The 26,884-nt window shown below is 48.2% G+C and carries 24 protein-coding genes, 1 tRNA gene and 1 CRISPR repeat array; of the genes, 13 read left to right on the forward strand and 12 right to left on the reverse strand.

Annotated elements, in window-relative coordinates:
* Nucleotides 1–4: 4 nt before the first annotated feature.
* The 7 genes from tfe to L5462_RS00310 all read left to right on the forward strand — a co-directional run bounded on the left by tfe (nt 5) and on the right by L5462_RS00310 (nt 4,753).
* The gene (gene tfe, locus L5462_RS00280) at nt 5–541 is read left to right on the forward strand and encodes a transcription factor E (RefSeq protein WP_237778849.1); all 537 of its coding nucleotides are present in this window, start codon (nt 5–7) and stop codon (nt 539–541) included.
* 34 nt (nt 542–575) lie between these two features.
* Nucleotides 576–1,061 (forward strand): TIGR00295 family protein, encoded by a 486-nt coding sequence (locus L5462_RS00285; protein ID WP_237778850.1) that lies wholly within the window; start codon nt 576–578, stop codon nt 1,059–1,061.
* A 117-nt stretch (nt 1,062–1,178) separates the two neighbouring features.
* Complete coding sequence (locus L5462_RS00290) at nt 1,179–2,624, forward strand: glutamate synthase-related protein (protein WP_237778851.1); 1,446 nt, start codon at nt 1,179–1,181, stop codon at nt 2,622–2,624.
* Nucleotides 2,625–2,663: 39 nt separating this feature from the next.
* Nucleotides 2,664–3,581, forward strand: coding sequence for a DUF5591 domain-containing protein (locus L5462_RS00295; protein WP_237778852.1), 918 nt, complete (start codon nt 2,664–2,666; stop codon nt 3,579–3,581).
* A gap of 131 nt (nt 3,582–3,712) precedes the next feature.
* Entirely contained in the window at nt 3,713–4,006 is a 294-nt protein-coding gene (locus tag L5462_RS00300; protein WP_013295078.1) for a metal-sulfur cluster assembly factor, read from the forward strand.
* A 10-nt stretch (nt 4,007–4,016) separates the two neighbouring features.
* On the forward strand, nt 4,017–4,589 hold the full coding sequence (locus tag L5462_RS00305) for an adenylate kinase (RefSeq protein ID WP_237778853.1): 573 nt from the start codon (nt 4,017–4,019) through the stop codon (nt 4,587–4,589).
* 90 nt (nt 4,590–4,679) lie between these two features.
* Nucleotides 4,680–4,753 (forward strand) — tRNA-Ile (locus tag L5462_RS00310).
* A gap of 7 nt (nt 4,754–4,760) precedes the next feature.
* Here the strand turns inward: L5462_RS00310 and trpD are convergent.
* From trpD to trpE, 7 genes are read right to left on the reverse strand one after another with little or no spacing between them, the layout of a single operon-like run.
* On the reverse strand, nt 4,761–5,813 hold the full coding sequence (gene trpD / locus L5462_RS00315) for an anthranilate phosphoribosyltransferase (RefSeq protein WP_237778854.1): 1,053 nt from the start codon (nt 5,811–5,813) through the stop codon (nt 4,761–4,763).
* Entirely contained in the window at nt 5,810–6,607 is a 798-nt protein-coding gene (gene trpA, locus L5462_RS00320) for a tryptophan synthase subunit alpha (RefSeq protein WP_237778855.1), read from the reverse strand. The genes trpD and trpA overlap by 4 nt, the downstream gene beginning before the upstream one ends.
* A 55-nt stretch (nt 6,608–6,662) precedes the next feature.
* Nucleotides 6,663–7,841 carry a tryptophan synthase subunit beta gene (gene trpB / locus L5462_RS00325; RefSeq protein ID WP_237778856.1) on the reverse strand — a complete coding sequence of 393 codons (1,179 nt, stop codon included), beginning with the start codon at nt 7,839–7,841 and terminating at the stop codon, nt 6,663–6,665.
* Nucleotides 7,842–7,851: 10 nt separating this feature from the next.
* Nucleotides 7,852–8,532 carry a phosphoribosylanthranilate isomerase gene (locus L5462_RS00330; RefSeq protein ID WP_237778857.1) on the reverse strand — a complete coding sequence of 227 codons (681 nt, stop codon included), beginning with the start codon at nt 8,530–8,532 and terminating at the stop codon, nt 7,852–7,854.
* Nucleotides 8,533–8,559: 27 nt separating this feature from the next.
* Nucleotides 8,560–9,384 carry an indole-3-glycerol-phosphate synthase gene (locus L5462_RS00335; protein ID WP_237778858.1) on the reverse strand — a complete coding sequence of 275 codons (825 nt, stop codon included), beginning with the start codon at nt 9,382–9,384 and terminating at the stop codon, nt 8,560–8,562.
* A gap of 4 nt (nt 9,385–9,388) precedes the next feature.
* Nucleotides 9,389–9,970 carry an aminodeoxychorismate/anthranilate synthase component II gene (locus L5462_RS00340; protein ID WP_237778859.1) on the reverse strand — a complete coding sequence of 194 codons (582 nt, stop codon included), beginning with the start codon at nt 9,968–9,970 and terminating at the stop codon, nt 9,389–9,391.
* Nucleotides 9,971–9,992: 22 nt separating this feature from the next.
* Nucleotides 9,993–11,384 carry an anthranilate synthase component I gene (gene trpE / locus L5462_RS00345; protein WP_237778860.1) on the reverse strand — a complete coding sequence of 464 codons (1,392 nt, stop codon included), beginning with the start codon at nt 11,382–11,384 and terminating at the stop codon, nt 9,993–9,995.
* Nucleotides 11,385–11,480: 96 nt separating this feature from the next.
* Between trpE and L5462_RS00350 the strand changes: the two genes are divergently transcribed.
* Nucleotides 11,481–11,984, forward strand: a complete 504-nt coding sequence (locus L5462_RS00350) for an amino acid-binding protein (protein WP_237778861.1) — start codon at nt 11,481–11,483, stop codon at nt 11,982–11,984.
* A gap of 67 nt (nt 11,985–12,051) precedes the next feature.
* On the opposite strand, the gene L5462_RS00355 is transcribed toward L5462_RS00350, so the two are convergent.
* Nucleotides 12,052–12,300: a HypC/HybG/HupF family hydrogenase formation chaperone gene (locus L5462_RS00355; protein WP_013295068.1), complete on the reverse strand. Its 249-nt coding sequence runs from the start codon at nt 12,298–12,300 to the stop codon at nt 12,052–12,054.
* Nucleotides 12,301–12,426: 126 nt separating this feature from the next.
* Here L5462_RS00355 and L5462_RS00360 point away from each other — a divergent pair, with 126 nt between their 5' ends.
* Nucleotides 12,427–13,710, forward strand: a complete 1,284-nt coding sequence (locus L5462_RS00360) for an NAD(P)/FAD-dependent oxidoreductase (protein WP_237778862.1) — start codon at nt 12,427–12,429, stop codon at nt 13,708–13,710.
* 43 nt (nt 13,711–13,753) lie between these two features.
* Here the strand turns inward: L5462_RS00360 and L5462_RS00365 are convergent, their stop codons facing one another.
* The gene (locus L5462_RS00365) at nt 13,754–14,803 is read right to left on the reverse strand and encodes a glycosyltransferase (protein ID WP_237778863.1); all 1,050 of its coding nucleotides are present in this window, start codon (nt 14,801–14,803) and stop codon (nt 13,754–13,756) included.
* Nucleotides 14,804–14,902: 99 nt separating this feature from the next.
* Here L5462_RS00365 and L5462_RS00370 point away from each other — a divergent pair, with 99 nt between their 5' ends.
* Nucleotides 14,903–16,579, forward strand: a complete 1,677-nt coding sequence (locus tag L5462_RS00370; protein WP_237778864.1) for an AarF/ABC1/UbiB kinase family protein — start codon at nt 14,903–14,905, stop codon at nt 16,577–16,579.
* Nucleotides 16,580–16,584: 5 nt separating this feature from the next.
* Here the strand turns inward: L5462_RS00370 and L5462_RS00375 are convergent, their stop codons facing one another.
* From L5462_RS00375 to L5462_RS00385, 3 genes are read right to left on the reverse strand one after another with little or no spacing between them, the layout of a single operon-like run.
* Nucleotides 16,585–17,475 carry a hypothetical protein gene (locus L5462_RS00375; RefSeq protein WP_237778865.1) on the reverse strand — a complete coding sequence of 297 codons (891 nt, stop codon included), beginning with the start codon at nt 17,473–17,475 and terminating at the stop codon, nt 16,585–16,587.
* A gap of 29 nt (nt 17,476–17,504) precedes the next feature.
* Nucleotides 17,505–18,659, reverse strand: coding sequence for a radical SAM protein (locus tag L5462_RS00380; protein WP_237778866.1), 1,155 nt, complete (start codon nt 18,657–18,659; stop codon nt 17,505–17,507).
* A gap of 12 nt (nt 18,660–18,671) precedes the next feature.
* Nucleotides 18,672–19,733 carry an mRNA surveillance protein pelota gene (locus tag L5462_RS00385; RefSeq protein WP_237778867.1) on the reverse strand — a complete coding sequence of 354 codons (1,062 nt, stop codon included), beginning with the start codon at nt 19,731–19,733 and terminating at the stop codon, nt 18,672–18,674.
* 115 nt (nt 19,734–19,848) lie between these two features.
* Between L5462_RS00385 and L5462_RS00390 the strand changes: the two genes are divergently transcribed.
* The 3 genes from L5462_RS00390 to L5462_RS00400 all read left to right on the forward strand — a co-directional run bounded on the left by L5462_RS00390 (nt 19,849) and on the right by L5462_RS00400 (nt 23,905).
* Nucleotides 19,849–20,199: a hypothetical protein gene (locus tag L5462_RS00390; protein WP_237778868.1), complete on the forward strand. Its 351-nt coding sequence runs from the start codon at nt 19,849–19,851 to the stop codon at nt 20,197–20,199.
* 11 nt (nt 20,200–20,210) lie between these two features.
* A complete protein-coding gene (locus tag L5462_RS00395) occupies nt 20,211–21,515 on the forward strand; it encodes a prephenate dehydrogenase (protein WP_237779481.1) in 1,305 nt (434 codons plus the stop codon).
* A 200-nt stretch (nt 21,516–21,715) separates the two neighbouring features.
* Nucleotides 21,716–23,905: a CDC48 family AAA ATPase gene (locus L5462_RS00400; protein ID WP_237778869.1), complete on the forward strand. Its 2,190-nt coding sequence runs from the start codon at nt 21,716–21,718 to the stop codon at nt 23,903–23,905.
* A 119-nt stretch (nt 23,906–24,024) separates the two neighbouring features.
* Nucleotides 24,025–26,871: a CRISPR direct-repeat array (repeat unit 30 nt; unit sequence ATTTCAATCCCATTTTGGTCTGATTTTAAC).
* Nucleotides 26,872–26,884 lie beyond the last annotated feature (13 nt).

Consider the following 26,884-nt stretch of genomic DNA (forward strand, 5'->3'; position numbering starts at 1 on the left):
TCAATTGATTGATGATCAGATGCTACAAGAGTTGATCCATGAGATTATCACCGAGGATGAAGAGGATGAGGCAGTGCCGGTTCTGGAGTGCCTCATGAAGGGTAAGGTAACAGATGAGGAGATTTCAGAGAAAACCCAGCTTAAACTCAACATAGTCCGGAGGATACTCTACAAGCTCTATGATGCGGGTGTGGCAAGCTACAAGAGAAGCAAGGACCCTGAAACACAGTGGTACACCTACACATGGAAATTTGAGCCGGAAAAGGTTACAGAGATGATAAAGAGGAAGCACGGAGAAATAGTTAAAAAACTCAGGGAAGCCCTGGACTTTGAGGAGAACAACATGTTCTTTGTATGTGTAAACGGTCACTACCGCTTCACCTTCGATGAGGCTGCTGAAGAGAACTTCACATGCCCTGAATGCGGCTCTGAAATGGAATTCATGGACAACTCTGAAATAATACAGCAACTGAAGGATGAACTCAGCCTCTACGAAAACAATGGTTTTGATGCCGCACACCCCCAGACTCTGAATTCCTAGAAAATCACGAATTTCTGGTTAACAGGGTGTTGTCTTGAGCATTCATCTACTCAGAAGTGCTGGATGTCCTGAATGGGTGATGGAACACTCACTGGCCGTCAGGAAAAAGGCCCTTGAACTGGCAGAAAACCTCCCTGTTAACATAGAACTTGTTGAAGAGGGTGCCCTTCTTCATGATATAGGCCGCTGCAGGACCAGTGGAGTTGAGCATGCAGTTGAGGGGGCCCGTATCCTCAGGGAACTCGGTTACCCTGTGGAGGTCATCAGGATAGTCGAGAGGCATGTTGGTGCAGGGATACCCGGGGATGAGGCTGATGCCCTGGGACTTCCGCCTGGGAACTACATGCCAGAGACCCTTGAAGAAAAGATTGTCGCCCACGCAGATAACCTCATAAATGGCTCGGATGAAGTTGATATTGATTTTGTGATTAAAAAATGGTCTGATCGTCTTGGAAAGAACCATCCATCAATAGATCGTCTCAGAAAACTCCATGAAGAACTCATGGAGATGTCCAGATAGTATGGCCATTAGAACAGCGGGCCACACATCCCCCTCCACACGTATTCACCAGACCATCACTATTAATTAGATAAAGACGTTATAACTTATTAAGAGCCAACTGCAACAGGGGTTGTTATGAAGGAACAGGACAGGGAATGTTTATGCCCGGATTGCCCGAGTTACCCCGGTCACGGGGACGATGAGATGCTCTTCTGTGCCACCGGGAGTAGCAAATACGAGGTTAATGAGAGGGGGTGTCTCTGCGCATCATGCACTGTTTATCAGAAATATGGTCTCAGGGAACTCTATTTCTGTAACACGGAATCACTGAATGGCATCCGTATGAGGAGAGAAGGTCGCTCCGAAAGTCACAGTGACTACAAGAACATGATCCATATAAAGGAGGCTGCGGGAACAGGTGAAGCGCCCCTTGAGTCAATGGGATCTCAAAAGAGGCTGCCGCTGGGACTTGATGACATACACTTTGTACCTGCACAGGTGTCATCCATGCCACTAAACGCAGCGGACCCTGTTGAAACAGGTGTTACCATAGGGGAGATGGCAGATAAACCCCTGAAACTGAGCTCCCCTGTAATGATAAGCGGTATGAGCTATGGTGCCGTCTCAAAAAGGACAAGGATGGCCATTGCCTCTGCTGCGGCCAAAATGGGTATAGGCTTCAATTCAGGTGAGGGGGGCGTCCTTGAATATGAGATGGAGAAGGCTGGAGATTACCTCATAGTCCAGTATTCAACAGGGAGATTCGGAGTCACAGAGGATATACTCCAGAGGGCCGCCGCCATAGAGATAAGATTCGGTCAGGGGGCATACCCTGGTAAAGGAAGTTATCTGCCCCCTGAAAAGATCACCGATGATGTGGCAAGGGTTCGTGGACTTAAAGAGGGTGAGGGCTCATATTCTCCCGCCCATCACCCTGACATCAGAGAGCCTGAGGAACTCAGAGAGAAGGTATCATACCTCAGGGAACTCTCTGGAGGTTCTCCCGTTGGTGCCAAGATCGGATGTGGAAACGTTGAGGACGATGTAAAAGCCCTCCTTGATGCCAGTGTCGACTTCATAAGTCTCGATGGATTCGGAGGAGGTACAGGGGCTGTTAACCCACATATAAGGGACAGCACAGGCATACCACTCATTGCGGCCATACCCAGGGCCGCCAAGGTTATTGTTAACGAGGGACTTGAGGGTAGAGTATCCCTGATTGCAGGGGGAGGACTCAGGACAGGGGCTGATATGGCCAAATGCCTTGCCCTGGGGGCAGATGCGGTTTACATAGGTACCGCGGCCCTTATCGCCATGAACTGCCAGCAGCACAGACTATGCCATACAGGAATGTGTCCAACGGGTATAACCACCCATGACCCTGACCTTGTGAAGCACCTGGACACCAGAAAGGCTGCTGAAAGACTTGAAAACTATATAAGGGTCTCAACAGCAGAGATAGCTGATTTTGCAAGGATAACAGGAAAGGATGATATTAAAAAACTGAATCACGAGGACCTTGTAGCCCTTAAAAAGGATGTGGCAGAACTCACAGGTCTCAAATGGTTGAATGGTCTCTAACCCACAGTAAGGAGTCATGATAAAATCATAACTGACAGGATGAAGGTTATATGTTCAATTGAAGAATCACTCCACCGCCCCGAGGCTGTGAGGTGGCGGGATAGGATGAAACTGATGAAGCCCCTCGGGGAGGTTGTGGTGGTGCTCCCGTGCAGCATGAAGAAACCCTACTCGACCTCAAGGTCCCACAGGAAATTCATGAGGGTCACCAGGGGATTCCAGGAACTCATACTCACATCACCCTTCGGTATATGCCCCAGGGAGATGGAGAACACTCACCCAATCTCATCATATGATGTTTCAACCACAGGGGAATGGTCCCATGAGGAGAAAAAACTTTCAGGAAAACTTCTAAGAGACTACGTGGGTGACCTTGAAGTTATAGCCCATGTTGACGGGGGATACCTTGAGGTCTGCGAGGAGTACCTTGACTCCTTCACCCACACAGCCACCACCTCAAGGCCCGCATCTCCAGAGGCCATCCACAGGCTTGGAAAGGAACTTGGAGGCTATGAAAAGATAGGGACACGGGAGAGGATGCTCCATATGCTGCGCTCGGTGGCGGTATACCAGTTCGGGGAGGGTGCAGACGTTATCATCCCCGATGACTGCAGGGTGAGGGGGAGATATCACAGGAGGATCTTCGCGCAGGATGGTTCAGAGATAGGCACCCTGATGATGGACCGGGGGCTCATATCACCATCCCTTGAGGGCGCAGCATCCATTTACAGCCTCGGCGTGAAATGGGTTGAGATAGATTTCAGGTTGGAGAGCAACACATTATTTGCACCTGGAGTTGTAGACGCCGACAGAGGAATAATACCCGGCGATGAGGTTGTAATAGTCCGTGAAGGAGATGTTCTGGGTGTTGGAAGGGCTGTTTTATGCGGCGAGGAGATGGTGAAGGCAGAGCGTGGCGTTGCTGTTAGGTTAAGGCGCAGAAAAAGTTTTAAATAATCCTTATTCCATGATATGATGGCTTAAAATTCTTTTTCCTGGCGGCTGATAATGGACATGTTTAAATAGGGTTAACTTAAAAATAGAGAATCACCACAGTGATTATCAAAATACCAGCTGAGGTAATAATAATGTCAGAAGAACTCTTGGAAAAGGTTAAGGAAGCTCTCAAAAAGGTTGCAGACCCACACATGGGTATAAGCATAGTGGAGATGGGTCTTGTTGAAAACATCGAAATCGAGGAGAAGGGTGAAACCATTGCAAAGATAACGATCCGGCCCACAAACCCTGGATGCATGAGCGCCGCCAGGATGGCCATGGATGCCAGGACTGTTGCAGAGGAGGTTGAGGGCATCGACCGGGCCGAGATCACAGTGGAAGGGCATATGATGGCAGATGCCATAAGTGAAATGGTAAATAAATGATATCAGTCTCATGCCGGGTTTTCCTGAAACCATTGCCATTGTGGGCGTGCCAGGTGTCGGAAAAACCACCCTATGCAGGATTCTCTCTGAAAAACTGGATCATACCTTCATCAATTACGGAGAACTGATGCTGGAGATTGCAGGGGAGAGAAGCCTTGCAGGTACACTGGAGGAACTTTTCAGCCTCTCCCTGGATCAGCAGCACAATATCTGGCGTGAAGCTGCCCACAGGGTATCTGAAATGAAGGGGGTGGTCTTGGATCTCCACGGACTTGACAGGTCACCCCTCGGTTACCTTGTTTCACTTCCAGTGGAGTTCATAACCCCTGATCTCATCATAATCCTTGAATCAGATCCCCATGATATAATCAAGAGGAGGATTGCTGACTCCAGAAGGAGAATGCATGATACTCCCTCAAGTCTTTTGGAGCACATGGAGTTACTTCGAACAGCAATGTTTGTATGCGCAGCCCTCATGGGATCCATCGTCAGTGTGGTTGAAAACAGGACACCTGAAGGGACCGCCTCTGAAATCACTGAGATCATCAAGGCAGCAGAGGACCTCGAGATTTTACGGGGTTGATGCTGGAAACCCTGAAATACCAGACAGAAAAGCATATATATGAGGAATTCCAAAAGTTGGAATCACCCCACTGATTCTTAAATAGTTCATGGGCCCGTGGCTCAGGTGGTTAGAGCGCACGGCTGATAACCGTGAGGCCCTGGGTTCGAATCCCAGCGGGCCCATTCACCTTTACAGGTTCTGAGTGAAGGATGCGAAATCCTCCAGTAAACGGAGTGCAGCTCCAGATTCAACTGTTTCTCTTGCAGCTTCTGTTCCACCCTTAAGTGTATCCTCCATTTCCGCAAGGTATATCAGTGCCCCCGCATTTGCAAGGGCGATGTCCAGTCGCGATTTCCTCTCAGGCGTATCATGCACTCCAGCGAGGACATCCAGGAACATTCTGAGGTTTCCATCAATCGTTGATGCCGACTTCAGGTGCTGGAGGCACCCAACATCAACACCGAAATCCGATGGCATGAGCCTCTCGATTCCTATCTCATCATCCTCAAGGAAACCCACAAGTGTTGGACCCACCGTGGATATCTCATCCATTGCAGGGTTCATGTTACCATCAAACCCATGGACAACCATCGCCCTTTTCACACCAAGGTTCCTGAGGACCTCTGCAACAGGGCCAACAAGGTAGGGGTCAAAGACCCCCAGGAGCTGTACCTCTGCTGATGCAGGGGATGTTAGGGGCCCCAGTATATTGAATACCGTCTTAAAGCCAAGTTCCCTCCTTACAGGTGCCACCCGGGCGGTTGCCCTGTGGAAGAGGGGGGCAAACATGAAGGCTATTCCCAGGTTTTCAAGGGACCTCCGTGCAGCTTCAGGTCCCAGTTCTATGTTGACACCTGCAGCCTCCAGTATATCTGCACCACCACATGAACCTGTAACCGCCCTGTTACCATGTTTTGCCACCTTAACACCGGCTGCAGCGGCTATTATTGCTGCTGCGGTGCTCACATTGTAGGATTTGAACCTGTCACCCCCCGTCCCACAGGCATCAACGACCCTCATGGATTCGGGGGTTTTAACCTTCACTGCCCTCTCCCTCATTGCCCTTGCAAAGCCTGTGATCTCCTCAACTGTCTCCCCCTTCATTGCAAGGGCTGTGAGTAGTGCGGCAATCTGGACATCACCCATTTCACCATTCATTATCATCTCCATTAAATCGTGTGCCTCATCTTCACTGAGGTTCCTGAAGTCCATTATATCATTCATTATCCCCTCAAACCTCATCTGGACCCCCCTGCAGCGGTCTTCATTTTTCTGACCATTTCATATATCTCCCGAATCATCCCATCCCTGTCATCAAGGTTCCCGGATATCAGGTCTATGATTGCGCTTCCAACTATAACCCCATCTGCACCTGCATCAGCAAGCATGCTCACATGTTCTGGCTGTGAAACACCAAATCCAACCATCACAGGAAGGCTTCCTGCCCCCTTAACCCTCTCTATGAGTTCAAGTGTGCTATCCTCAACCCTGGACCTTGCACCGGTGACCCCCATAACCGATACAAGGTAGTGGAACCCTGAGGAAACCTGTGAGATCATTTTGAGGCGCTGATTGTCTGTTGTGGGTGCAACTATGAATATCTGGTCAATCCCATATCTTTCAGCTGCCCTGAGGGCATCAGCAGCCTCCTCTGGGGGGAGGTCCGCTGCAAGGATACCTGTAACACCGGCCTCGGCGGCCCTCCTGTAGAATTCATCAACACCCATGCGATATATGAGGTTGTAGTATACAAGAAGGCCCACCGGTACTGAGGTGAATTCCCTTATCCTCTCTATCAATCTGAAGCAGTCATCGATGCTCATTCCGGAATTTAAAGCCCTTAAATCAGCCTCCTGAACACTTGTACCGTCTGCTATGGGGTCAGAGAATGGGAAACCTATTTCAAGGGCATCTGCACCGGCATCCACAAGTGTCCTTATGATTTCAACTGATGTCTCCATGTCAGGGTCCCCTGCAACCACAAATGGGACAAAGGCGCATCCCTTAACCCTACTGAACATTTCAGCGTAATTCATACATCCACCCCCAGACCAGACATGCATATATCGTTCTGACTTACTCTAGCGTAATTCATACATCCACCCCCAGCAGGCCCGCTGCAAGGAACATATCCTTGTCTCCCCTCCCTGAAAGGTTAACTATAACAGTCTTTCCCCTGTTTTCAGGTTTTGAGGCGTATTTTTCAAGGCATGCTATGGCATGGGCGCTTTCAAGCGCTGGCATTATACCTTCACATCTGGAGAGGAGTTTGAATCCCCTGAGGGCCTCGGCGTCGGTTATGGGCTCATACCTTGCCCTTCCAGTCTCCATGAGGTATGCGTGCTCTGGACCAACCCCTGGATAGTCAAGGCCCGCCGAAACCGAATGGGCCTCATTTATCTGCCCATCGTCATCCTGGAGTACATATGAAAGTGAACCGTGCAGTACACCCTCTGAACCGGCCGATAGGGTTGCCCCATGGTTACCTGACTCTATACCTTCACCCCCACCCTCTGCACCTATCAGTTCAACATCATCGTCCATGAAGGCCGAGAATATTCCTATAGCGTTGCTGCCGCCGCCAACACAGGCTATTATGGTATCCGGGAGTTCACCCTCAATTTCAAGTATCTGTTCCCTGGCCTCCCTGCCTATGACGCTCTGGAAGTGCTTCACCATGGTGGGGTAGGGGTGGGGCCCCATGGTGGATCCTATCAGATAGTGGGTGTCCTCCACACTGCTTATCCAGTCCCTCATGGCCTGGTTTATGGCGTCCTTAAGTGTCCTTGAACCTGAATCAACAGGTATGACCCTTGCACCTGAGATCTCCATCCTGAAGACGTTTAGTTTCTGCCTCTCAACATCCTCGGTTCCCATGTAGACATCAACATCCATCCCAAAGAGGGCGCCTGCTGCTGCAGTTGCTATTCCATGCTGCCCGGCCCCTGTCTCTGCTATCAGCCTCCTCTTACCCATATACCCTGCAAGTAGTGCCTGGCCTATTGTATTGTTTATTTTATGGGCCCCAGTATGCAGCATATCCTCCCTCTTGAGGTAGACCCTGCATCCAAGTTTCTCTGAGAGGTTCCTGGCGTGGTACAGACCTGTTGGTCTTCCTGCATACTCCCTCAGGTAGTGGTCCAGGTCCTCATTGAACCTCCGATCCTTACTGTAGTGGAGGAATGCCGCCTCAAGCTCCTCAAGTGCAGGTATGAGGAGTTCTGGCACGAATATTCCGCCATATTTACCAAATTTACCATCCATTATCATGATAAAACACCTAAATTTCTTCAATTACCCCTTTCCTGAAGGGGAGTCCCTCAATGTAATTCATGAGTTCAGCCATCATTTCATGGTCCTTTAAGCCTGGCTCAGTCTCAAGTCCCGAGTTGAAGTCCAGGCAGTCGAATTTTGATACATAATCCATGTTTTTCCTGACAAATTCCAGTGTAAGGCCCCCTGCAAGTGTAACCCTCAGGGAGGGATCCATTCCCCTTATAAGGGCCAGTAACTCAAGGGCATCTGAGGGGGCTATTATCTTTCCGGTGCCCCCTGTTTTTCCACCTGAAGTCGAGTCAAGGAGCAGGCCGGATATTCCCTGAAATTCATGTCCAGAGATGTAAGAAGAAACCGGGGGGATGGCGAGGGTCAGCTCCAGATTGTATCCCTCTTCATGCAGAGACCTAGAGATTCTTCCTGCAACCTCAGGACTTACAGAGTGCAGCTGTATCCTTTCTATACCCGTTTCATCTATAGCCTCCATTATCTTCGCGGTTTCTGATGTCTCAATGACAAGAACCGCCTTTTCATCTGGTATGATGGAGGAGAGTTCAGCCACGTCCCCCAGTTCAAGGTGCCTTGGTGACCTCTGGGCATGTATGAATCCCAGTAAATCGGCTCCAAGTGAATCTGCAAGGACCACGTCCTCCTCCCTTGTGAGCCCACAGATCTTGATCTTCATCTGATCCCTTTCCCCATCTCAGATTGCTCATGCGAACTGCTCAAAGAATTCGTCCCCTGAGTATCTCTTTCTGCCAGCTCTGCAGGATTTAACGGCTGCTATTATCTCATCAAGGAGTTCCCGTGGATCACTGGCCAGCATGAGGGAGGTTCCTATGAGCAGTGCGTCTGCCCCGCAGCCCGCAAGGATCTCAGCATCCTCAGGTCCCCTGACCCCGCTTTCTGATACCAGGAGCAGCTCATCGGGTACCAGGGGGGCCAGGGCCATTGTGCGCTCAAGGTCAACCTCGAGTGTTTCCAGATTTCTGTTGTTCACACCTATTATCTCTGCTCCGGCCTCTATGGCCCTGTATATGTCAATTGCACTGTGACACTCCACCAGGGGCTCCATTGAGAGTTCCCTGCAGATTTCAATTCCTGATTCAAGGTCAGGGAAAACCCCTGTTATGAGGAGAACCGATGATGCCCCTGATGCCCTTGCCTGGTATATCTGGTACTCGTCCACCACAAAGTCCTTCATGAGAAGGGGTATCCTGTATTCTGCTGCCTCCCTGAGGAACTCAATGGAGCCATGGAAGTACCTGTTCTCTGTGATAACAGAAACAGCGTCTGCGCCATCCCTGTACACATCCATCATCTCATGGAGGCTTCTTCCATAGGTTCTTCCTGAGGAGGGGGATGCCCTTTTATATTCACATATGAGCGATACCCTGTTTCCTGTGAGGGCATCAGTGAAACTCAATGGTTCGTCCAGGGATGTTAGGTCATCCCTAAGCTCCTCAAGGGGCTTTTTTCTGGATAAATTCCTGATCTCAAGTTTTCTTGATCTTATTATCTCCTGGAGTATGGACATGTGATCACATCCTGAGGAAATTTTCAAGTATGTCCCTCCCATGGGGGGTCCCTGCGGATTCCGGGTGAAACTGTAACCCGTAGACTGGATACTTCCGGTGTCTTATGGCCATTATGGTGCCGTCAGGTGCAGATGCAGATACCAGGATATCCTCAGGTACCCCACTGCATTCACATCTCAGTGAATGGTACCTTGTGGCCCTGAAGGGATTTGGAACTCCCCTGAAGAGTTCTGATCCATCATGGAAGACCTCGCTGATCTTTCCATGAACAGGTTCCGCGTAACCAACCACCCCACCAAAGTAATGGAATATCCCCTGGTGCCCGAGGCAGACGCCCAGTATGGGTCTGTCACTGAATTCACCTATCACATCGCCGCATATGCCGAAATCTTCCCTCTTAATGGGGCTACCTGGACCCGGTGAGATTATTATCCTCTCAGGGTCAAGGGCCCTAACATAATCAATGTCCACCTCATCGTTTCTCACAACCAGGATATCTGCAGAGTCAATTTCCATCAGGATCTCCCCTGCCATCTGGTAGAGGTTGTGGGTGAATGAGTCATAGTTATCGATTATCAGGATCAACTTCTTCACCTGCCATTTTCATTTAGGACAGCTGAGCACCTATACTGTCAGGTTCACCTGCCATTTCCATTGACTTTAAAAGTGCCCTTGCCTTATTCTGGCATTCCAGATATTCCATCTCAGGGATGGAGTCATGCACTATCCCTGCTCCTGCCTGGATTCTCCCGGTTTTTCCCTGGCATACCATTGACCTTATGGTTATTGCGAAGTCCGCGTTTCCATTGAGTGATAGGTAGCCAAGTGCACCTGCATAGGCATTTCTTGGAACACCTTCAAGGGACTCTATTATTTCCATTGCCCTTATCTTTGGTGCGCCGCTCACTGTGCCTGCAGGAAAAACAGCTCCCAGGGCATCAACTGCATCCATTCCATCCCTCAGTTTACCTGTAACATGTGAGAGTATGTGCTGTACATGGGAGAACCTCTTTATGGTCATGTATTCAGGCACCTCCACCGAGCCGAATTCCGATACCCGACCTATATCGTTCCGGGCAAGGTCAACCAGCATGAGGTGCTCTGCAAGTTCCTTTTCATCAGATAAAAGATCAGAGGCTATCACCCTGTCCTCTCCTTCGTTCCTCCCCCTGGGACGTGTTCCTGCAATGGGAAAGGTTTCAACTCTTCTATCCTCAACCCTGATAAGCATCTCGGGGCTTGAGCCGGTTATCTCCCGTTCACCCAGTTTAAGGTGGTACATGTATGGTGAGGGGTTGATCCTCCTGAGGGACTCATAGAATGCGAGCCTGTCTCCCCTCAGCCTGTAATCGGTGGCATTGGAGAGCACTGCCTGAAATATTTCACCCTCCCTTATCCTCTCCTTGGCCTCAAGGACCATTTCCATGTACCTCCTCTTTGAGAGGAGTGTTCGTTCTCTCCTGTATCCCAGGGTCCCTGTGGGGACCTCATCCCCAAGGATGGGGGATATATCAGGTAGTCTGTTGCCGTGACAGCTGATGTAGCTGCATTCCCCTGTCAGGTGGTTGAACATGATACCATCAAGGAAGAGTCCAAATTCAAAATCAGGGAAATCACCTTCACTGAGCCTGATGGTGTCAAAGAATCTTGCGGCCTGATAGGATATGTAACCCACGAGACCCCCGCAGAATCCTCCGGAGTTTTTTTCCATCTTCAGGAATCCCCTGAGGTCCTCGAATGGGTTTTTTGAATCAAACTCCTCCCTGGACTCGCCATCATCAATCTCAATGACCCCTTCACGGGCCCTTATTATCATCTCAGGTTCAAATCCAATGAAGGAGTACCTTGCAAGTCCAGTGTCACTTTCCATGGACTCCAGAAGGAATGAAGACTCATATTCAGAATAGATACTTTTGAATACTTCAAAGGGTTCTCTGAATTCCAGTTTTTCTTTTATGGGTTTTTCCAGGTTTATAATGCCAAAAACATTCACTCCCATGCATTCCTATCACCTTAATTAATCCACAAAGTACTTATACATGAAAGTACTATTTAAATCTTGCCTGTATAATAATGTACATTGATGTGGTGTGTTATGTGGAATCAGATAAAGCACAGATTCGAAAGATACCCGTCGAGAATGGATGTCGCAAGGAAGATCATAGAGCTGGGACTCAGAATAGACCCTGATGGAAAGGTCTACTGTGGTGACGTTGAAATAAATGACGTTGCCCTTGCAAGGGCCATAGGTGTTGACAGGAGAACAGTCAGGGCAACAGCAGAAACCATCCTGGAGGATGAAAAACTCAGGGAGATATTCCAGAACCTCAGACCAGCAGGAGCACTCCTGAGGGACGCCGCAAACGAACTTGACTTTGGTGTGGTGGAGATAGAGGCAGAGGCCAGGAACCCTGGAATACTTGCTGCCGCTGCAGAGCTGATATCCGAGAGCGGTATAACAATAAGGCAGGCACATGCAGGGGACCCTGAACTGGATGAAAATCCAAAACTGACCATAATAACAGAAAAACCAATCCCTGGCAGTCTCCTCAGAGAATTCCTGAAAATAGACGGTGTTAAAAGGGTGTCGATATACTAGGATATCAGTACACCACAGCAGAAAAAATAAACCCAAACATTTTAAAATTAAAGTTGAACCTGGAAATTCAAATCTCCAGGTTATCCTCCTCTTCAAGGGCCTTCAGAAGTTCATCCCAGGCCTCCAGGGACTCCCTGGCCGCCTCATCAGACATGACCTCGATGGCGTAGCCTGAGTGAACAAGCACATACTTGCCCTCCTCAACGTCATCAACAAGATCAAGTTTCACCTGTTGCCTCACACCACCAAAGTCGACGGTGGCAACATTATCCTCACTGTCAATTTCAATAATCTGAGCAGGTGCTGCAATACACATTCAATAACCCTCTCCAAATTAATAGGATTAATGTCAAAAAATTACACTGTCAGTAATTAGATAAAGACTTGTGACATATAAAGATTTGTGGGAAATAACCATTCAAGATTAATACAGGTGCGTCCTATGAAGTGTGTTGTGATAGGGGGAGGTCCCGCAGGAAGGGCTGCGGCCATGGAACTTGCAGCCCTCGAAAATGATGTTACAATCATTGAAAGGAAATTCATTGGGGGAACATGCCTTAATGAGGGATGTATGGTTGTATGTGGTCTGAACGACGTTGCCAGGTTCCTGGATGAAGCCCGCCAGCTCAGGGATCTCGGTGTCGTTGACCTTGAATACTCCACAGACTACAGGAGAATAGCGGCTGGTGTTAGGGAAACACTCAGCAGGATAAGGCATGTTACAGAAAGGGAGACACTTGATGCAGGTGTTGAGATAATATACGCCGACGCAGAGGTCTCAGATGGTATAGTAACCGCAGGGGATGATGAACTCCAGTATGACAGACTCATAATAGCAACAGGGGCCAGGCCCAGCATCCCACCCATTGAGGGGGCTGAGAAAGCCATAACCTACAGGAACATCCTAGATCTTGACAGAATCCCTGAAAAACTAGTGATAATAGGTGGGGGTGTAATTGCAGCTGAATTTGCAGGTATATTCTCCTCCCTTGGATCAGATGTGACCGTGGTATCAAGAAGCGAGTTTCTGGGCAAACTTGACCCCCTCATCAGGGATTACATTATGAGAAAGCTTCTGAAGGACGTCAGAATCCTTGAGAACACACACACCACCACAATAGATGAGGATGGTGCCGAAACATCAGCCGGCCGCATTGAAGGCCTCACACTCCTTGCAACAGGTCAGAGACCAAACTCAGAGTTCCTTGATGGGTTCGTTGAACTCAGAGAAAACGGTGCGGTTAAGGTTAATGAACGTATGGAGACCTCAAGAAAACACGTCTACGCGGCAGGCGACGTTACAGGTGGTCATGGGACAACACCCGTTGCAAGGATGGAAGGTGTGGTGGCCGGGCTCAATGCAGCGGGTGTTGAGAGGCGAATTGACTACCGGTACCTTCCCTATGCAATATCACTGGGGTACGATGTTGGCTTCATAGAAACAGGAGATACTGAGGGCAGGGAAGCTGTTATACCAGGTCTTGCAGGTCCAGGTTCATTCTGGAGTGTTCCCGATGGAAAAACAGGTTTAAACAAGGTTAGAATCCATGATGATGGCACTGCAGCTGCAGTATACTCTGTTGCACCGGGTGCCAGGTTGATAGTGCCCTACCTTTCACTGCTCATGCGAATGGGTGTTTCAATGTATGAATTTGAGGACTTCGTGGAGACACACCCCTCAACGGATGGTGTATACAAGCTCATGAGGTTCCTCTCAAGGTACTGACTCACCCACCTCCTCAGATGAGATCCCCAAACACACCCCAGACTCAAGGTACTGACTTCCCAGCCTCCTCCTCTATAATTCCAGCTATCCTGTCTGCAGCTCCTATCACATCCCCACTGTAGGCCTCCGCAGCCCTCCTCATATCATCTGAAGCCTCAAATGCCCTTAAAATAGCCTCCTCAATACCATCAAGGCCGGTCTCCAGCACTGCCCCCCTGAAGACAGCGCCCATGTTATGGTACCTTCCATACTTGACACCCCTCAGGGCCACCACCGGCACCCTCATTGCAATGGCCTCATGGACCATCACCCCATCATCAGAGAGCACCGCAAGGTCGGCGAGGCTGTAGAGATCACTGACCCAGTCTATGTAGCCCAGGTTGATTATCCCATCACGGTCCACCATCCGCCCGTATTCCTCCCTTAGGGGGTGCCCCACAACTGTGATGTTTGCACTGACATCTGATTCTGCCATTTTAACCGCGGCCTCAGCCATCATCCTGAAAAGGGACGAACCTGAGGAGAAAACAATGGTCGGTTTCTCAGGGTCAAATTCAGGGGGCAACCTTCTAATGGCCCTTTCAGGATCCCCCAGTGTTATATCCGGACTGATGGGTGAATAAACACTCTCAACTCCCTCAACGTCCTTTCCAAATAGGCTGGACTCTGGAAGCGCCACGTTCCTGTTGAGGCGGGTGCAGACCCGTGCATCGGTTGGGGTTATAAGAACACCCACAGCAGGCACTCCGGTAATTTTTGCGGCAAGACAGCCCACCACCGCGCCACCGCCTATCACACCAACAACCACATCGGGTTTGATCTTCCTTATAAGCCTCGCGGTCTCATAAACCGCCCTCAGGGTCCTGAAAGCAGCCTTCAATAGTTTCAGTCTGCTTGCTGCGTGACCCCCCGCCTGGGGTATCCTGACCCTGTGCCAACCAATACCCCTCTTCTTGAGGAGTATCCCCGGTGCGCTGTGATCAAGTGCAAATTCACATTCAAATCCTCTCTTCTCAAGTGCACTGGCTATGTTTAGCGCTGTTATCGCGTCTCCACCCATTCCCCGACCTGTTACAGTGAAAAGTGCCTTCATATGATCACCATGATTTCAGTGAAAACCCCATGAAATGTAACGGGAGATTCTATATCTGCAAAATAGGTTTAAATATTATACATTAAATAAGTGGTTAATATGAACATACCCCCCTATAATAAGAGGCCAGACATGGGGCGCCTCAGGGAGATAATAAGGGTAATGGGCAAGTACCACTTTGGGAACATACTTGAGGCCATAGGCCTCAAAAACAGGTTATTTGAAAGCCTCAAACTCTACATAAGGAGCCCTGAGGAGATCCATGAGCCGGCCCCCGTACGCCTCAGACTTGTTCTTGAAGAACTGGGGACGACCTTCATCAAGCTGGGCCAGGTGCTGAGCACCAGGGCGGACCTTGTGGGCAGGGAAATAGCAGATGAACTGGCCAAGCTTCAGGACGAGGCGCCTCCATTCCCCTTCAGGGACGTGAGGAGGGTTATCGAATCTGAACTCGGCATGCCCCTGGAGGATATATTTTCTGACTTCCAGGAGGAACCCGTTGCATCGGCATCCATAGGCCAGGTCCACAGGGCGCGGTTGAAAAGCGGCGAGGCTGTTGCAGTTAAGGTGCAGCGCCCGGGTATAGCCGCCACCGTGAAAAGTGATATTATACTCATGAAGTACCTTGCAAAGCTTGCAAATGACCGCATCCCAGGTCTAGAGTACTACAATCTCCCTGGAATAGTGGCGGAGTTTGAAAGGGCCATCAGGAAGGAACTGGACTACCACCAGGAAGCCAACAACGCTGAGAGATTCCGGGCCATGTTCCTTGATGACGAAACCGTTTACGCCCCCTACGTATACCGGGAATACTCCACCAGCAGGGTGCTGACCATGGAGTACGTTGAGGGCGTTAAACTCACAGAAATCCTCGAATCCGACATAAAATTCAATGCGAGGACGATAGCAGAGCGGGGTGCCCGTTGCTATTTCAGGCAGATATTCATACATGGCTTCTTCCACGCCGACCCCCACCCCGGCAATATACTCGTCCAGAAGGGTAACGTGCTGTGCTTCCTGGACTTCGGGATGATGGGTCACCTTGACCGTTCATTCAGGGATAAACTGGCTGAACTCTTCATTCTCCTCATGAACTATGATGTGAACGGTATAGTGAACCAGCTACGGTACATGAATATTCTCACAGAGGATACAGACCTTGAAGAGGTCAAGTACGATATAATAGACCTCCTTGATCGCTACTATGGCGCAGACGTTAAGAAGGTTGGGGAGATCCTCACAGAATTCACAATGCCCGAGATGATAATGAAACACAGGATAAGGATCCCCCGGGACTTCGTGCTCCTTGCAAGGGTCATGAGCATGGCAGAGGATCTTGGTGAGCGCCTGGATCCCAGATTCAACGGACTCGAGGTTGCATGGGAGATGACCTACAGCCTCATAAGAAAACGCCTGAATCCCCTACGGAACCTGGACGAGGTCCCCTCGGCACTCATAGAACTTGAACACATAGTGAACGATCTCCCCCGCGGTATGATAAGGGCGCTTCAGCGACTGGAGGAGGGTAAACTGAAGATGGAACTTGAGCACAGGAACCTCGATGAGATATCAAGGAGAATTGAAAGGTCAACCAACAGGATATCCGTGGCTATGCTGGTCTCAGCACTTATAATAGGCTCATCACTGGTTGTAATCCCAAACGAGGCCCTGATACTCCAGAAGTTTCCCTTCCTGGGGCTTTTCGGTTTTGCTGTGAGCTTCCTCATAGCCCTTGCGCTCATAATTTCAATCATAAAGTCAAGGAAGATGACCTGAGGGAATCAGGACTCCATGATCAGAGATGCGTGGGGGTTGAAAAGTAGCCTCCTGAATCCAAGCGAAATCAGAAGGGGGTTCTGGATTCTGAAATCCCTTCTACCCAGCATGATCCTTCTTAAAAGATCCCCAAGGCCTCCACCTGTCATGACATCCATATAAAGATCCCCGAGGGTGGGATTCTCAATTTTAAGTCTCTTCTCAAGGAATTCTGAGAGATTACCCCTCCTTAAAATGGCTGTTACAAGGGGTGTAAGGAGAAAGAGCGCCAGGAGAAGCCACGGCCCCCCTGAAATGTAGAATAACAGTCCAAGGGCAACTGCAAAGCTGTGGTTTCCAACCTCACCCATCATTATCCTCCCCATGTAATCAAGTGGTGAGTATGCCAGTGCCACCACCATGATGAGAAGGGCAGGGTGGATGCCTGAGCCTGTTATGATGGCTGCAGCTAGTGACAGGAGGGACATGATGACCGTCACTGTGCAGGCCACCCCAGGCTGCATGTCTGCAATGTTCACTGGCTGTACCATGAGTGCCACAAGGAGTCCCCAGGCCCCCATGAAGGGGTAGGTGATGAGGGTGACTGCCAGTATACCCAATCCCCTTGAAAGCTGCCCCCACTCAATGGGAAGGTTCATTATCCTCCTTCTTCCAGCAAGGTCATCAATAAAGGCCAGAGCCCCCATTACAGCAACAGGAATATTAAATGGTGGGGGTGTGAATATCGAGAGTGCTGCCCACGGCACAATACCTGCCCCACGGGGTGTACCCCCCCTCACATCAGTGTAGAGATTTGAATTTTTAAAGAGTGATATGATGGCCGCAGCAGCAGGTGTCAGTACAAGTACAGCGACAACCACCACAAGCAGGGACCAATCATAAATTAACATTAACATGCTCTCCCACCCCATGAATCTGTCTGTGATCATCCTATGAACCCCGAGGATGTCTGAACAATGACCCTTCTGAGGCCCTCATCAAGCATCAGATCACGCACCTCAAGCATTTCAGGAACCGATGGCCTCTGTATATTTTTAAGTCTGAACTCAGGCCGGTAGTCAAGAAGAGTCACCTGGACGTCTGCACTGACAGAGGCTATCTCAGACGCCATTTCAGCAATCTCCTCAGTGGATATGAGTGCCCTGTTGTATGGGATCCCAAGGCCCATGAATACCCCATTATGCTCCTCATATATGTACCTGAATGCATTCCAGGAGTTTTCAAGGTATACTCTGGCTTTTTCAGAATCAGTGAGCCCTGTTATTTCCATGAATGTCTGTAGCCTCCTCCCCTTGAGGTCAATTCCTATCCTGTTCATGCCTGCCTCAACAAGTTCGTCAATGTATCCTGGTGTGAGTACGGTGCCATTTGTATCCACGTGAATGTTGATTCCCCCATCAAGTTCCCTTATCCTCCTGAGTGAACCAGAGAGCCATGACCTGTTAAGTGTGCATTCACCACCAGAAAATGTTACAGTACCGGTCCTGTAAACGGATTCAACGCCAAGCAGTATCATTGCTGTTTCTTCAGGGTCAAGCAATGTAACCCCGCGGGTGAACGCCACCTGGCTGTTCTGGCACTGTGGACACCTAAGGTTGCATCCATGGGCGAAGCATACCACCTCAACCGGGCCATCCCCCTTTTCACTGAAGGGTGTCCCAACTCCCCCCGCCGTGTGGGGGCCGAAATTGCTCACATATCTGAGTGGTGGTTCGGGTATGGTCTCTATGACCATTCCCTCCTCAAGGGGTGTTACACAGGACTGCACCGTCCTGCCATTTGCTGATACAGCGCATGCCCAGCATCCGCCTGTACCGCATGGTGAGAATAACTCACCCTCGCAGGGGATATCACTTACCCTGATACCTGCAGCCTCAAGGGCGTCCCCCACTGTGCCAGTGGCCCTGACATCTTCACTGTTTACTGTCACCCTGTACTCTGTATCATCCCCTCTGCCTGGAACAAGTGCGCCCTGAGGGCATACCAGCTGGCAGGCCCCACAACCTGAACACTTTTCGCTGCACTGGAGCATCCTGCATCTTCCGCAGCCGGTGCATTTATCCTGGAGAATCCTGAACATTGATAGCCCCCATCATGAAATCCTGAACCTCAAGATGCCTGCAAGTCCGCCGAGGGATTCCAGCTGTTTGCCACCCTCGTGTTCACTGCTTATAAGCACAACAGAACCCCCCATGCTCTCAACAATATCAAGGTATCCCTCAATATCCTCCCTGCTTACAACCCTGTCAAGGACCAGCAGCCTCTCAACAGCCCCCATATTGATGGCATCCAGCACTTCCTCCCTGCCGTAGACCACCGTTTCAGGGTCCCTCGCCAGCCTCTCAAGGACCTCATTCACATTCCTTACCTCTGCTGCCACCCTGTTCTCTGATGAAACCCTCTCCACGGTTCCCTTCCTCAGAACCTCATATATTCCTGACCTTCCACCGGTCCCTGTATTCTCAACCACCGCCTTCCTTCCAATTTCAGGGTGTTTCTCCAGCAGGTATTCATGGAAATCTGACTTGTAGAAGCCCGGCCCTGCAATTATGATTGTCTCAAGTTCACCGTATTTTTTGAGGGCGTCCACTATCATTTCATAGAATTCAAGGCGCAGTTTACCCCGGTCCCTCTGCTGCATCCTCTTACCAGGGATGTGGCCTGTGATGGGGCCATGGTACTCCACACCATACTGTCTTATGACTCCAATGTCTGCCACATCATCCTCGATCACAACTATCAGTGCCCTGATATGCTTTGATGCCTCCACCGCCTCCTGAAGCCTCTTAAGTGTCCATCTGCTCCAGGAATCCTTTTTGATCCTGAGGGGGGTGTTGAGTTTAACCTCAAGGGTGTGGTGCGACCCGAGGGGGACCAGGTCCTCAGGGCCCCGCTCTATAACCCCTGTTGCTCTGAGTTTTCCTGTGTAGATGTGGAAACTGACAGTTTCAATCCTTATACCAAGATAGAAGGTTTTCTTAACTCCCCTGTCGCTTCTTATCTTTTCTCCACTGGTATCCTGTATCCTCCTTGTTGTCCTTGCAGAAAGGAGGTCCCCCTCCTCAATTATATGGGAGAGGTGCCAGAGGTCGTCAAGGGTTTCGGGTACAACTTCTATGACGCCGTTTTTCTCATCCTCATGTACTATCCTCATCTCTTCACCCTGAAATCATTGGAAAATGATTCTATTATGCTGAATGATCAATGATAATATATATGAATGCTTTTATAAATTAAGAGTCAGCTAAGTAGGAGAGGAGTGTAATCTGATGGGTGACTATGAATCAGGCACCGCAATTTTTCTGAGCATCATCGTGGGCTTCATAATGCTATTCTTCATTGACGGTCTCTTTGTTTACACCTTCACAGGATTCCTGGCAGCCTACCTCACAAGGGCTGAAAGGAGAAGTGCTGGTGTGGGGGCTGCGGCTTCACTTATCCTTGCAGTTATAAGCTTCTCATCAGGGATGATATTCGGTCCCAGGATGCCCGGTAGAATTGCAGGTCTTGCCGCGCCTGATATCTTCACTTTCACCACGGGTCTTGTAATCATCGGGGGCCTTAGCCTCCTGCTGGGTGCTATAGGGGGCTACATCGCTGTTAAGGCCTTCAGGGAGTAGGATTGGTGGAAATGATTGTGAGCATCATCGGGGGTACACGTGGACTTGGATACTGGATAGCCCGGTTCCTGAAAAAGGAGGGGTTGAAGGTAATAATCACAGGAAGGGACCATGATGCTGGAATGGAGGCTGCATCAAAGATTGGTGTGGAATACTGTGGTGACAACGTCCAGGCAGCATCCCGTGCAGATGTCGTGGTTGTTTCTGTGCCGATAGATGCAACTGCAGATGTTATAAGGGAGGTCGCCCCCCACGTCAGGAAGGGGGGCCTCCTGATGGACGTCACATCTGTAAAGGAGGAGCCCGCCAGGGTCATGGAGGAGTCCATAGGGGATGGGGCCTATCACCTTCCAGCCCACCCCATGTTTGGACCCAGGGTGTCCTCCCTTGAGGGACAGGTTGTTGTCCTGACACCCACACAGGAAAATCCATGGGTTGATGCAGTCATTGAGTTCCTTGAGAAACACAAGGCCCGTGTTATAGTAACTGACCCTGCGACCCATGACCGTATGATGAGTGTCGTTCAGGTCCTGACACACTTCGCCTACATAAGCATAGCATCCACCCTTGAATCCGAGGGGGTCGATATAAGGGATTCAAGGAAATTTGCAAGCCCCATATACAACCTCATGATAGATACCATTGCAAGGATAGTGGCCCAGAACCCATATCTGGCGTACTCCATCCAGACCCATAACCCCCATGGGAAGGATATGCGTGACAGTTTCCTCAGGACCGCCTCTGAACTCAATGAGATGCTCAGTGCTGGTAGAATGGATGAATTCGTATCAAGGATGGGTCTTGCGGCCAAGAACATCGATGATGTTGAGGCGTCCCTTGGAAGGTCCGATAAGGCAATAGAGGCCCTCAATGAGGAACTTAAAATTCTGAAGGATTCTGTTGGCAGAGAAGTTGGTCTGAGGCACATCTATTCAGGTAAGGTGCATGTTGGTGTGCTTGAGTCGGTCACGCCTGATTATGCGACCCTCAGAGAAGGTAAGAGGGTGCTCAGCTTCAAGATTTCCAATATCATGGTTCTCTCTGATGAGGAACTTCAGAGGTGGAAGGCTGAAAACCTTCCCACACGTGTGTATGATATATCGGCTGTTTTTCCAGATACAGTGGACCCACAGGTTATTGAGTACCTCACAGGGCTTCTTGATGGTGTTGCTAACTCAGAGGTTGTTGATGTTTACACTGGGCCACAGATACCCAGTGGTCATGTGAGTTTAACCCTCAGGATTCGTGTATTCCACCGGGAGGACTATGAGAGGGTCAGGAAAATCCTTGAGGGTATGGGGGCCAGGATAAGGTAGCAGCCACCCCTCTCTTAGAGATTGCTGAAGTGGGCCAGCGGGTAAGTATTAATTGATTCTGGTATTACTATATAAATATACCGAAAACTTTATATATGATGACTTACTTCGATATTATAGTAACTTAAATTTACTAAAACATTCCGTTAAATTATAAATTTAACCGGAATCATAATAATCACATAAAAGAGGTGGGTTGTATGGCAGAAAAAGAAATAAAATTAAAGGTTGCAGAGGCCCTCGCCCAGCAGGACGTTGGCAGGGGAATAGCCCGTGTGGACCCCGCATGCATGGAAAAACTGGGTCTCTCCGATGGTGACATAATCGAAATAGAGGGTAAAAAACTTACCGCTGCAACCGTCATATCATCACAGTCCGACATAGGCCTCGGAATCATAAGGATAGACGGATACCTCCGTAAAAATGCAGGGGCATCCATCGGCGAAGAGGTCACAGTGAGAAGGGCAGAGGTAAAGGACGCCCAGAAGGTCGTACTGGCACCCGTCGACCAGGAAGTGATCATACGTGGAGACATAAGATCAGCATTCCTCAACAGAGTCCTCGTCAAGGGAGACATAATCGTATCAGGGATAAGACAGCAGATATCAGGTGGAGGGCTCTTCGATGAGTTCTTCAGGGACTTCATGGACCTCTCACCCCTGGGAGAAATAAAACTCGCAGTCGTATCAACAAGCCCCGCAGGTGTCGTGAGAGTCACACCCACAACCCAGGTAGAAATGCAGTCAAAACCCGTTGACGTCAGCAAACTTGAGGGCGTGAAGAACCTCGTGGACGTCACATACGAGGACATCGGAGGCCTCAAGGAGGAGGTCAAAAAGGTCAGAGAGATGATAGAGATCCCCCTCAAGAGGCCCGAACTCTTCGAGAGGCTCGGCATAACACCACCAAAGGGTGTCCTCATGCACGGGCCGCCAGGCACAGGTAAGACACTCCTCGCCAAGGCGGTCGCCAACGAAAGCGACGCCCACTTCATAGCCATAAACGGTCCCGAAATAATGAGCAAATACGTTGGAGGATCAGAGGAGAGACTGAGGGAATTCTTCGAGGAAGCAGAGGAAAACGCGCCATCCATCATATTCATAGATGAAATAGATGCAATAGCACCCAAAAGGGAGGACGTAAGTGGCGAGGTTGAAAGGAGAATAGTGGCCCAGCTCCTCACCCTCATGGACGGCCTGAAAACCAGGGGCCAGGTTGTGGTCATAGGTGCAACCAACAGGCCAGACGCCCTCGACCCTGCACTCAGAAGACCCGGAAGATTCGACCGTGAAATCGAAATAGGCGTCCCTGACAGGGAGGAGAGAAAGGAGATACTCCAGATACACACCAGGGGGATGCCACTGGCAGAGGACGTTGACCTGGATGAACTTGCAGAGATAACCCACGGCTTTGTAGGCGCAGACCTGGAATCACTCTGTAAGGAATCCGCCATGAGAGTGCTGAGGAGGGTTCTACCTGAAATAAAGGCCGATGAGGAGATACCCAAAGAGGTCCTCAAGAAGATGATAGTCACAAGGGCAGACTTCAAGGAAGCCCTGAAGGAGGTGCAGCCCTCAGCCCTCAGGGAGGTCCTCGTACAGGTTCCCAACGTATCATGGGAAGATATAGGTGGACTGGAGGACGCCAAACAGGAACTGAGGGAAGCCGTGGAGTGGCCCCTCAAGTACCCTGACAGATTCAAGAAATTCGGCATAAAACCACCTAAGGGCATCCTGCTACATGGATCACCAGGTACAGGTAAGACACTCCTTGCGAAGGCGGTAGCCAACGAGAGCCAGGCAAACTTCATAGCCGTGAAGGGTCCTGAACTCCTCTCAAAATGGGTGGGGGAATCTGAGAAGGGTGTCCGTGAAGTCTTCAGAAAAGCGCGTCAGACAGCGCCAACAGTGATCTTCTTTGATGAGATAGATTCAATAGCTTCAGTGCGAAGTGGAAGCACGGCAGACTCCGGGGTGACCCAGCGTGTTGTGAACCAGCTCCTCACAGAGATCGATGGGCTTGAAGAGCTGCAGGACGTTGCTGTGATAGCTGCAACCAACAGGCCAGACATCCTGGACCCTGCACTACTCCGACCCGGAAGATTCGACAGACATGTCAAGGTCGAGGATCCCGACAGAGAGGCAAGACTCGCCATATTCAAGGTACACACCAAGGATATGCCACTTGCAGATGACGTGGACCTTAAAAAACTCGCCGATAAGACAGAAGGATACGTTGGTGCCGACATTGAAGCCGTCTGCAGAGAGGCCGCCATGCTGACACTCAGAGAGAACATGGAGGCAGAGGAGGTGCCAATGAAACACTTCCTTGAGGCCATGGAAAAGATAAAACCGAAGGGTGGTGTTGAGGAACAGGTTCAGTACCATTAACCTCTAAATTTTTTTAAATGAATTTATACACATTTTTAATTTAAAAAGATCTTTTTTTAAATTCAGGATAAATAAGCATTACAACCCCTTCGACCTGTTTAAGGAAAAGACGATGGAATGAACTTATCCCATTTTGGTCTGATTTTAACCCCCTTCTGGGGTCTGCCCCGAATACTACAAAGAACTATTTCAATCCCATTTTGGTCTGATTTTAACTCATAGTAGTGTACGACCGTAAAAACAAAGAATATAATTTCAATCCCATTTTGGTCTGATTTTAACTATATTATTTATTGTTTCTCTTTGAATTGAAATAGCATTTCAATCCCATTTTGGTCTGATTTTAACAAGCATAGTTGAAAAAAACCCACACTACCGATGCGTAATTTCAATCCCATTTTGGTCTGATTTTAACGCACCATGAGGACGGAAGTGAATCCAGAGGAAGTAATTTCAATCCCATTTTGGTCTGATTTTAACCATCAGCATTAACAAGATCCAATTCATCAAAAAACAAATTTCAATCCCATTTTGGTCTGATTTTAACGGGGATCTATTCTTTTTTAAATGGGACGACTCTGTAAATTTCAATCCCATTTTGGTCTGATTTTAACTCTTTATCTTCATTGTTTAGTATTGATATCTCATTTATTTCAATCCCATTTTGGTCTGATTTTAACTAAAAAAGTTTGAAGACATAGAAGTTGAAATAAATGATTTCAATCCCATTTTGGTCTGATTTTAATGGATAATGCGCAAGTAGGGGAGTGTGACATTGATATATTTCAATCCCATTTTGGTCTGATTTTAACGTTCAGCATAATATATGTAGTGTTGTTTTTTATGTATTTCAATCCCATTTTGGTCTGATTTTAACATATGCTCAGAATATATACTCAATTGAACATTGATTTATTTCAATCCCATTTTGGTCTGATTTTAACAAAATAAGGAAATCCTGGACTTATTTCGTTAAAATAATTTCAATCCCATTTTGGTCTGATTTTAACGTTGGGGAGCAATTCAAGCACCCTCATAGCTTCATCATTTCAATCCCATTTTGGTCTGATTTTAACAGAGCTAGAGGACATTGTCCTCGATGAAAAAGTAATAATTTCAATCCCATTTTGGTCTGATTTTAACTATTAAAAAATAAAATTACTTTTTTTAAAAAAAAATATTTCAATCCCATTTTGGTCTGATTTTAACATAGTAGGGCCTCCCATGCCTCTACTTTCTCTTCTATCATTTCAATCCCATTTTGGTCTGATTTTAACTAACGCATAATATTCCTTATTTTAACTAAATAAGTCCATTTCAATCCCATTTTGGTCTGATTTTAACATAATTAAAAAATAACGTCTTAAATGTGTTTTTTTATATTTCAATCCCATTTTGGTCTGATTTTAACTGGAGGAATGAACACCCTCCCCAAAGACCTCACTATAGATTTCAATCCCATTTTGGTCTGATTTTAACTCATTGAGTGTCCCATGTGTGGGGCGCTCCTTGAACATTTCAATCCCATTTTGGTCTGATTTTAACCTTGTTCTCCATGACTTGTTCTCCATGACTTGTTCCTATTTCAATCCCATTTTGGTCTGATTTTAACTCAAAATTAAAAAAATACAGTGATCGATCATACTACAAATTTCAATCCCATTTTGGTCTGATTTTAACGGGCCCTCATCCGGGTCTATGATACAATTGATGATGATTTCAATCCCATTTTGGTCTGATTTTAACTTCCTCCATGTTTGTCACCTCTTTTTTTTGTCTCTTGATTTCAATCCCATTTTGGTCTGATTTTAACTCAAAATCTATACTATCAAACACAAAATGATGCAAAACAATTTCAATCCCATTTTGGTCTGATTTTAACTTTTACGACTTTTTTATGCTCTTGTTTTGTTATTATCCATTTCAATCCCATTTTGGTCTGATTTTAACGTTGAGGGACTACTGCAGGTTCTTGAAGCAGTATATAAGGCTATTTCAATCCCATTTTGGTCTGATTTTAACATTCCACATCACCACTTGAGTTCCACTTGAGTTCCAAATTTCAATCCCATTTTGGTCTGATTTTAACCCAAGGAGTTCCACTACATTGAATTCCACTACCACTATTTCAATCCCATTTTGGTCTGATTTTAACCCAGCAAAGCACGCGTAACCCTCCAGAGACCACCAGTGACACATTTCAATCCCATTTTGGTCTGATTTTAACGAATACTATTACTACAAGTGGGACGACTCTGTAATGAAATTTCAATCCCATTTTGGTCTGATTTTAACATGGATACGCATATTATACATTCAATGCATACACTCATTTCAATCCCATTTTGGTCTGATTTTAACTAGGGAAAAACTGGAAAAAGAGGTAGAGAAACAGCATTTCAATCCCATTTTGGTCTGATTTTAACGCGTCTATGTGGAGGACGCCGGGTACCTCAGAGTATTTCAATCCCATTTTGGTCTGATTTTAACGGCGTTTTTTGGCAGTAAAATGGTCACTACATATAGAATTTCAATCCCATTTTGGTCTGATTTTAACGTACTTAACTCCCATAGTAGGTCATCCACTGTAGTGTATTTCAATCCCATTTTGGTCTGATTTTAACGGTCGTGGGGTGGGGTTATGCTATGGGGCTGTGGAGACACAGAAATTTCAATCCCATTTTGGTCTGATTTTAACGCAAACCATCCCTGTTTTCCATCTTGGAGAAGAGTATATTTCAATCCCATTTTGGTCTGATTTTAACGCTGTGAACACACAGCCGGAGAGAACTATTGAATTTATTTCAATCCCATTTTGGTCTGATTTTAACCGAAGCAGATCTGAGGCTTATAGCCCTTCCTGTAAGCCAATTTCAATCCCATTTTGGTCTGATTTTAACGTCCTTGAGAACCTTACACAGGACAATACTTTAACAATTTCAATCCCATTTTGGTCTGATTTTAACTCAGTCTTTTTTC

This window comes from Methanothermobacter sp. K4 (assembly GCF_022014235.1).
Taxonomy (GTDB): Archaea; Methanobacteriota; Methanobacteria; order Methanobacteriales; family Methanothermobacteraceae; genus Methanothermobacter.

Coding starts and splice junctions, on each gene's coding strand:
- L5462_RS00290 (WP_237778851.1), top strand. CDS start 1,179: ATGAAGGAACAGGACAGGGAATGTTTATGCCCGGATTGCCCGAGTTAC.
- L5462_RS00295 (WP_237778852.1), top strand. CDS start 2,664: ATGAAGGTTATATGTTCAATTGAAGAATCACTCCACCGCCCCGAGGCT.
- L5462_RS00300 (WP_013295078.1), top strand. CDS start 3,713: ATGTCAGAAGAACTCTTGGAAAAGGTTAAGGAAGCTCTCAAAAAGGTT.
- L5462_RS00305 (WP_237778853.1), top strand. CDS start 4,017: ATGCCGGGTTTTCCTGAAACCATTGCCATTGTGGGCGTGCCAGGTGTC.
- trpD (WP_237778854.1), bottom strand. CDS start 5,813: ATGAGGTTTGAGGGGATAATGAATGATATAATGGACTTCAGGAACCTC.
- trpA (WP_237778855.1), bottom strand. CDS start 6,607: ATGAATTACGCTGAAATGTTCAGTAGGGTTAAGGGATGCGCCTTTGTC.
- trpB (WP_237778856.1), bottom strand. CDS start 7,841: ATGATAATGGATGGTAAATTTGGTAAATATGGCGGAATATTCGTGCCA.
- L5462_RS00330 (WP_237778857.1), bottom strand. CDS start 8,532: ATGAAGATCAAGATCTGTGGGCTCACAAGGGAGGAGGACGTGGTCCTT.
- L5462_RS00335 (WP_237778858.1), bottom strand. CDS start 9,384: ATGTCCATACTCCAGGAGATAATAAGATCAAGAAAACTTGAGATCAGG.
- trpE (WP_237778860.1), bottom strand. CDS start 11,384: ATGGGAGTGAATGTTTTTGGCATTATAAACCTGGAAAAACCCATAAAA.
- L5462_RS00350 (WP_237778861.1), top strand. CDS start 11,481: ATGTGGAATCAGATAAAGCACAGATTCGAAAGATACCCGTCGAGAATG.
- L5462_RS00355 (WP_013295068.1), bottom strand. CDS start 12,300: ATGTGTATTGCAGCACCTGCTCAGATTATTGAAATTGACAGTGAGGAT.
- L5462_RS00360 (WP_237778862.1), top strand. CDS start 12,427: ATGAAGTGTGTTGTGATAGGGGGAGGTCCCGCAGGAAGGGCTGCGGCC.
- L5462_RS00365 (WP_237778863.1), bottom strand. CDS start 14,803: ATGAAGGCACTTTTCACTGTAACAGGTCGGGGAATGGGTGGAGACGCG.
- L5462_RS00370 (WP_237778864.1), top strand. CDS start 14,903: ATGAACATACCCCCCTATAATAAGAGGCCAGACATGGGGCGCCTCAGG.
- L5462_RS00375 (WP_237778865.1), bottom strand. CDS start 17,475: ATGTTAATGTTAATTTATGATTGGTCCCTGCTTGTGGTGGTTGTCGCT.
- L5462_RS00380 (WP_237778866.1), bottom strand. CDS start 18,659: ATGTTCAGGATTCTCCAGGATAAATGCACCGGCTGCGGAAGATGCAGG.
- L5462_RS00385 (WP_237778867.1), bottom strand. CDS start 19,733: ATGAGGATAGTACATGAGGATGAGAAAAACGGCGTCATAGAAGTTGTA.
- L5462_RS00390 (WP_237778868.1), top strand. CDS start 19,849: ATGGGTGACTATGAATCAGGCACCGCAATTTTTCTGAGCATCATCGTG.
- L5462_RS00395 (WP_237779481.1), top strand. CDS start 20,211: ATGATTGTGAGCATCATCGGGGGTACACGTGGACTTGGATACTGGATA.
- L5462_RS00400 (WP_237778869.1), top strand. CDS start 21,716: ATGGCAGAAAAAGAAATAAAATTAAAGGTTGCAGAGGCCCTCGCCCAG.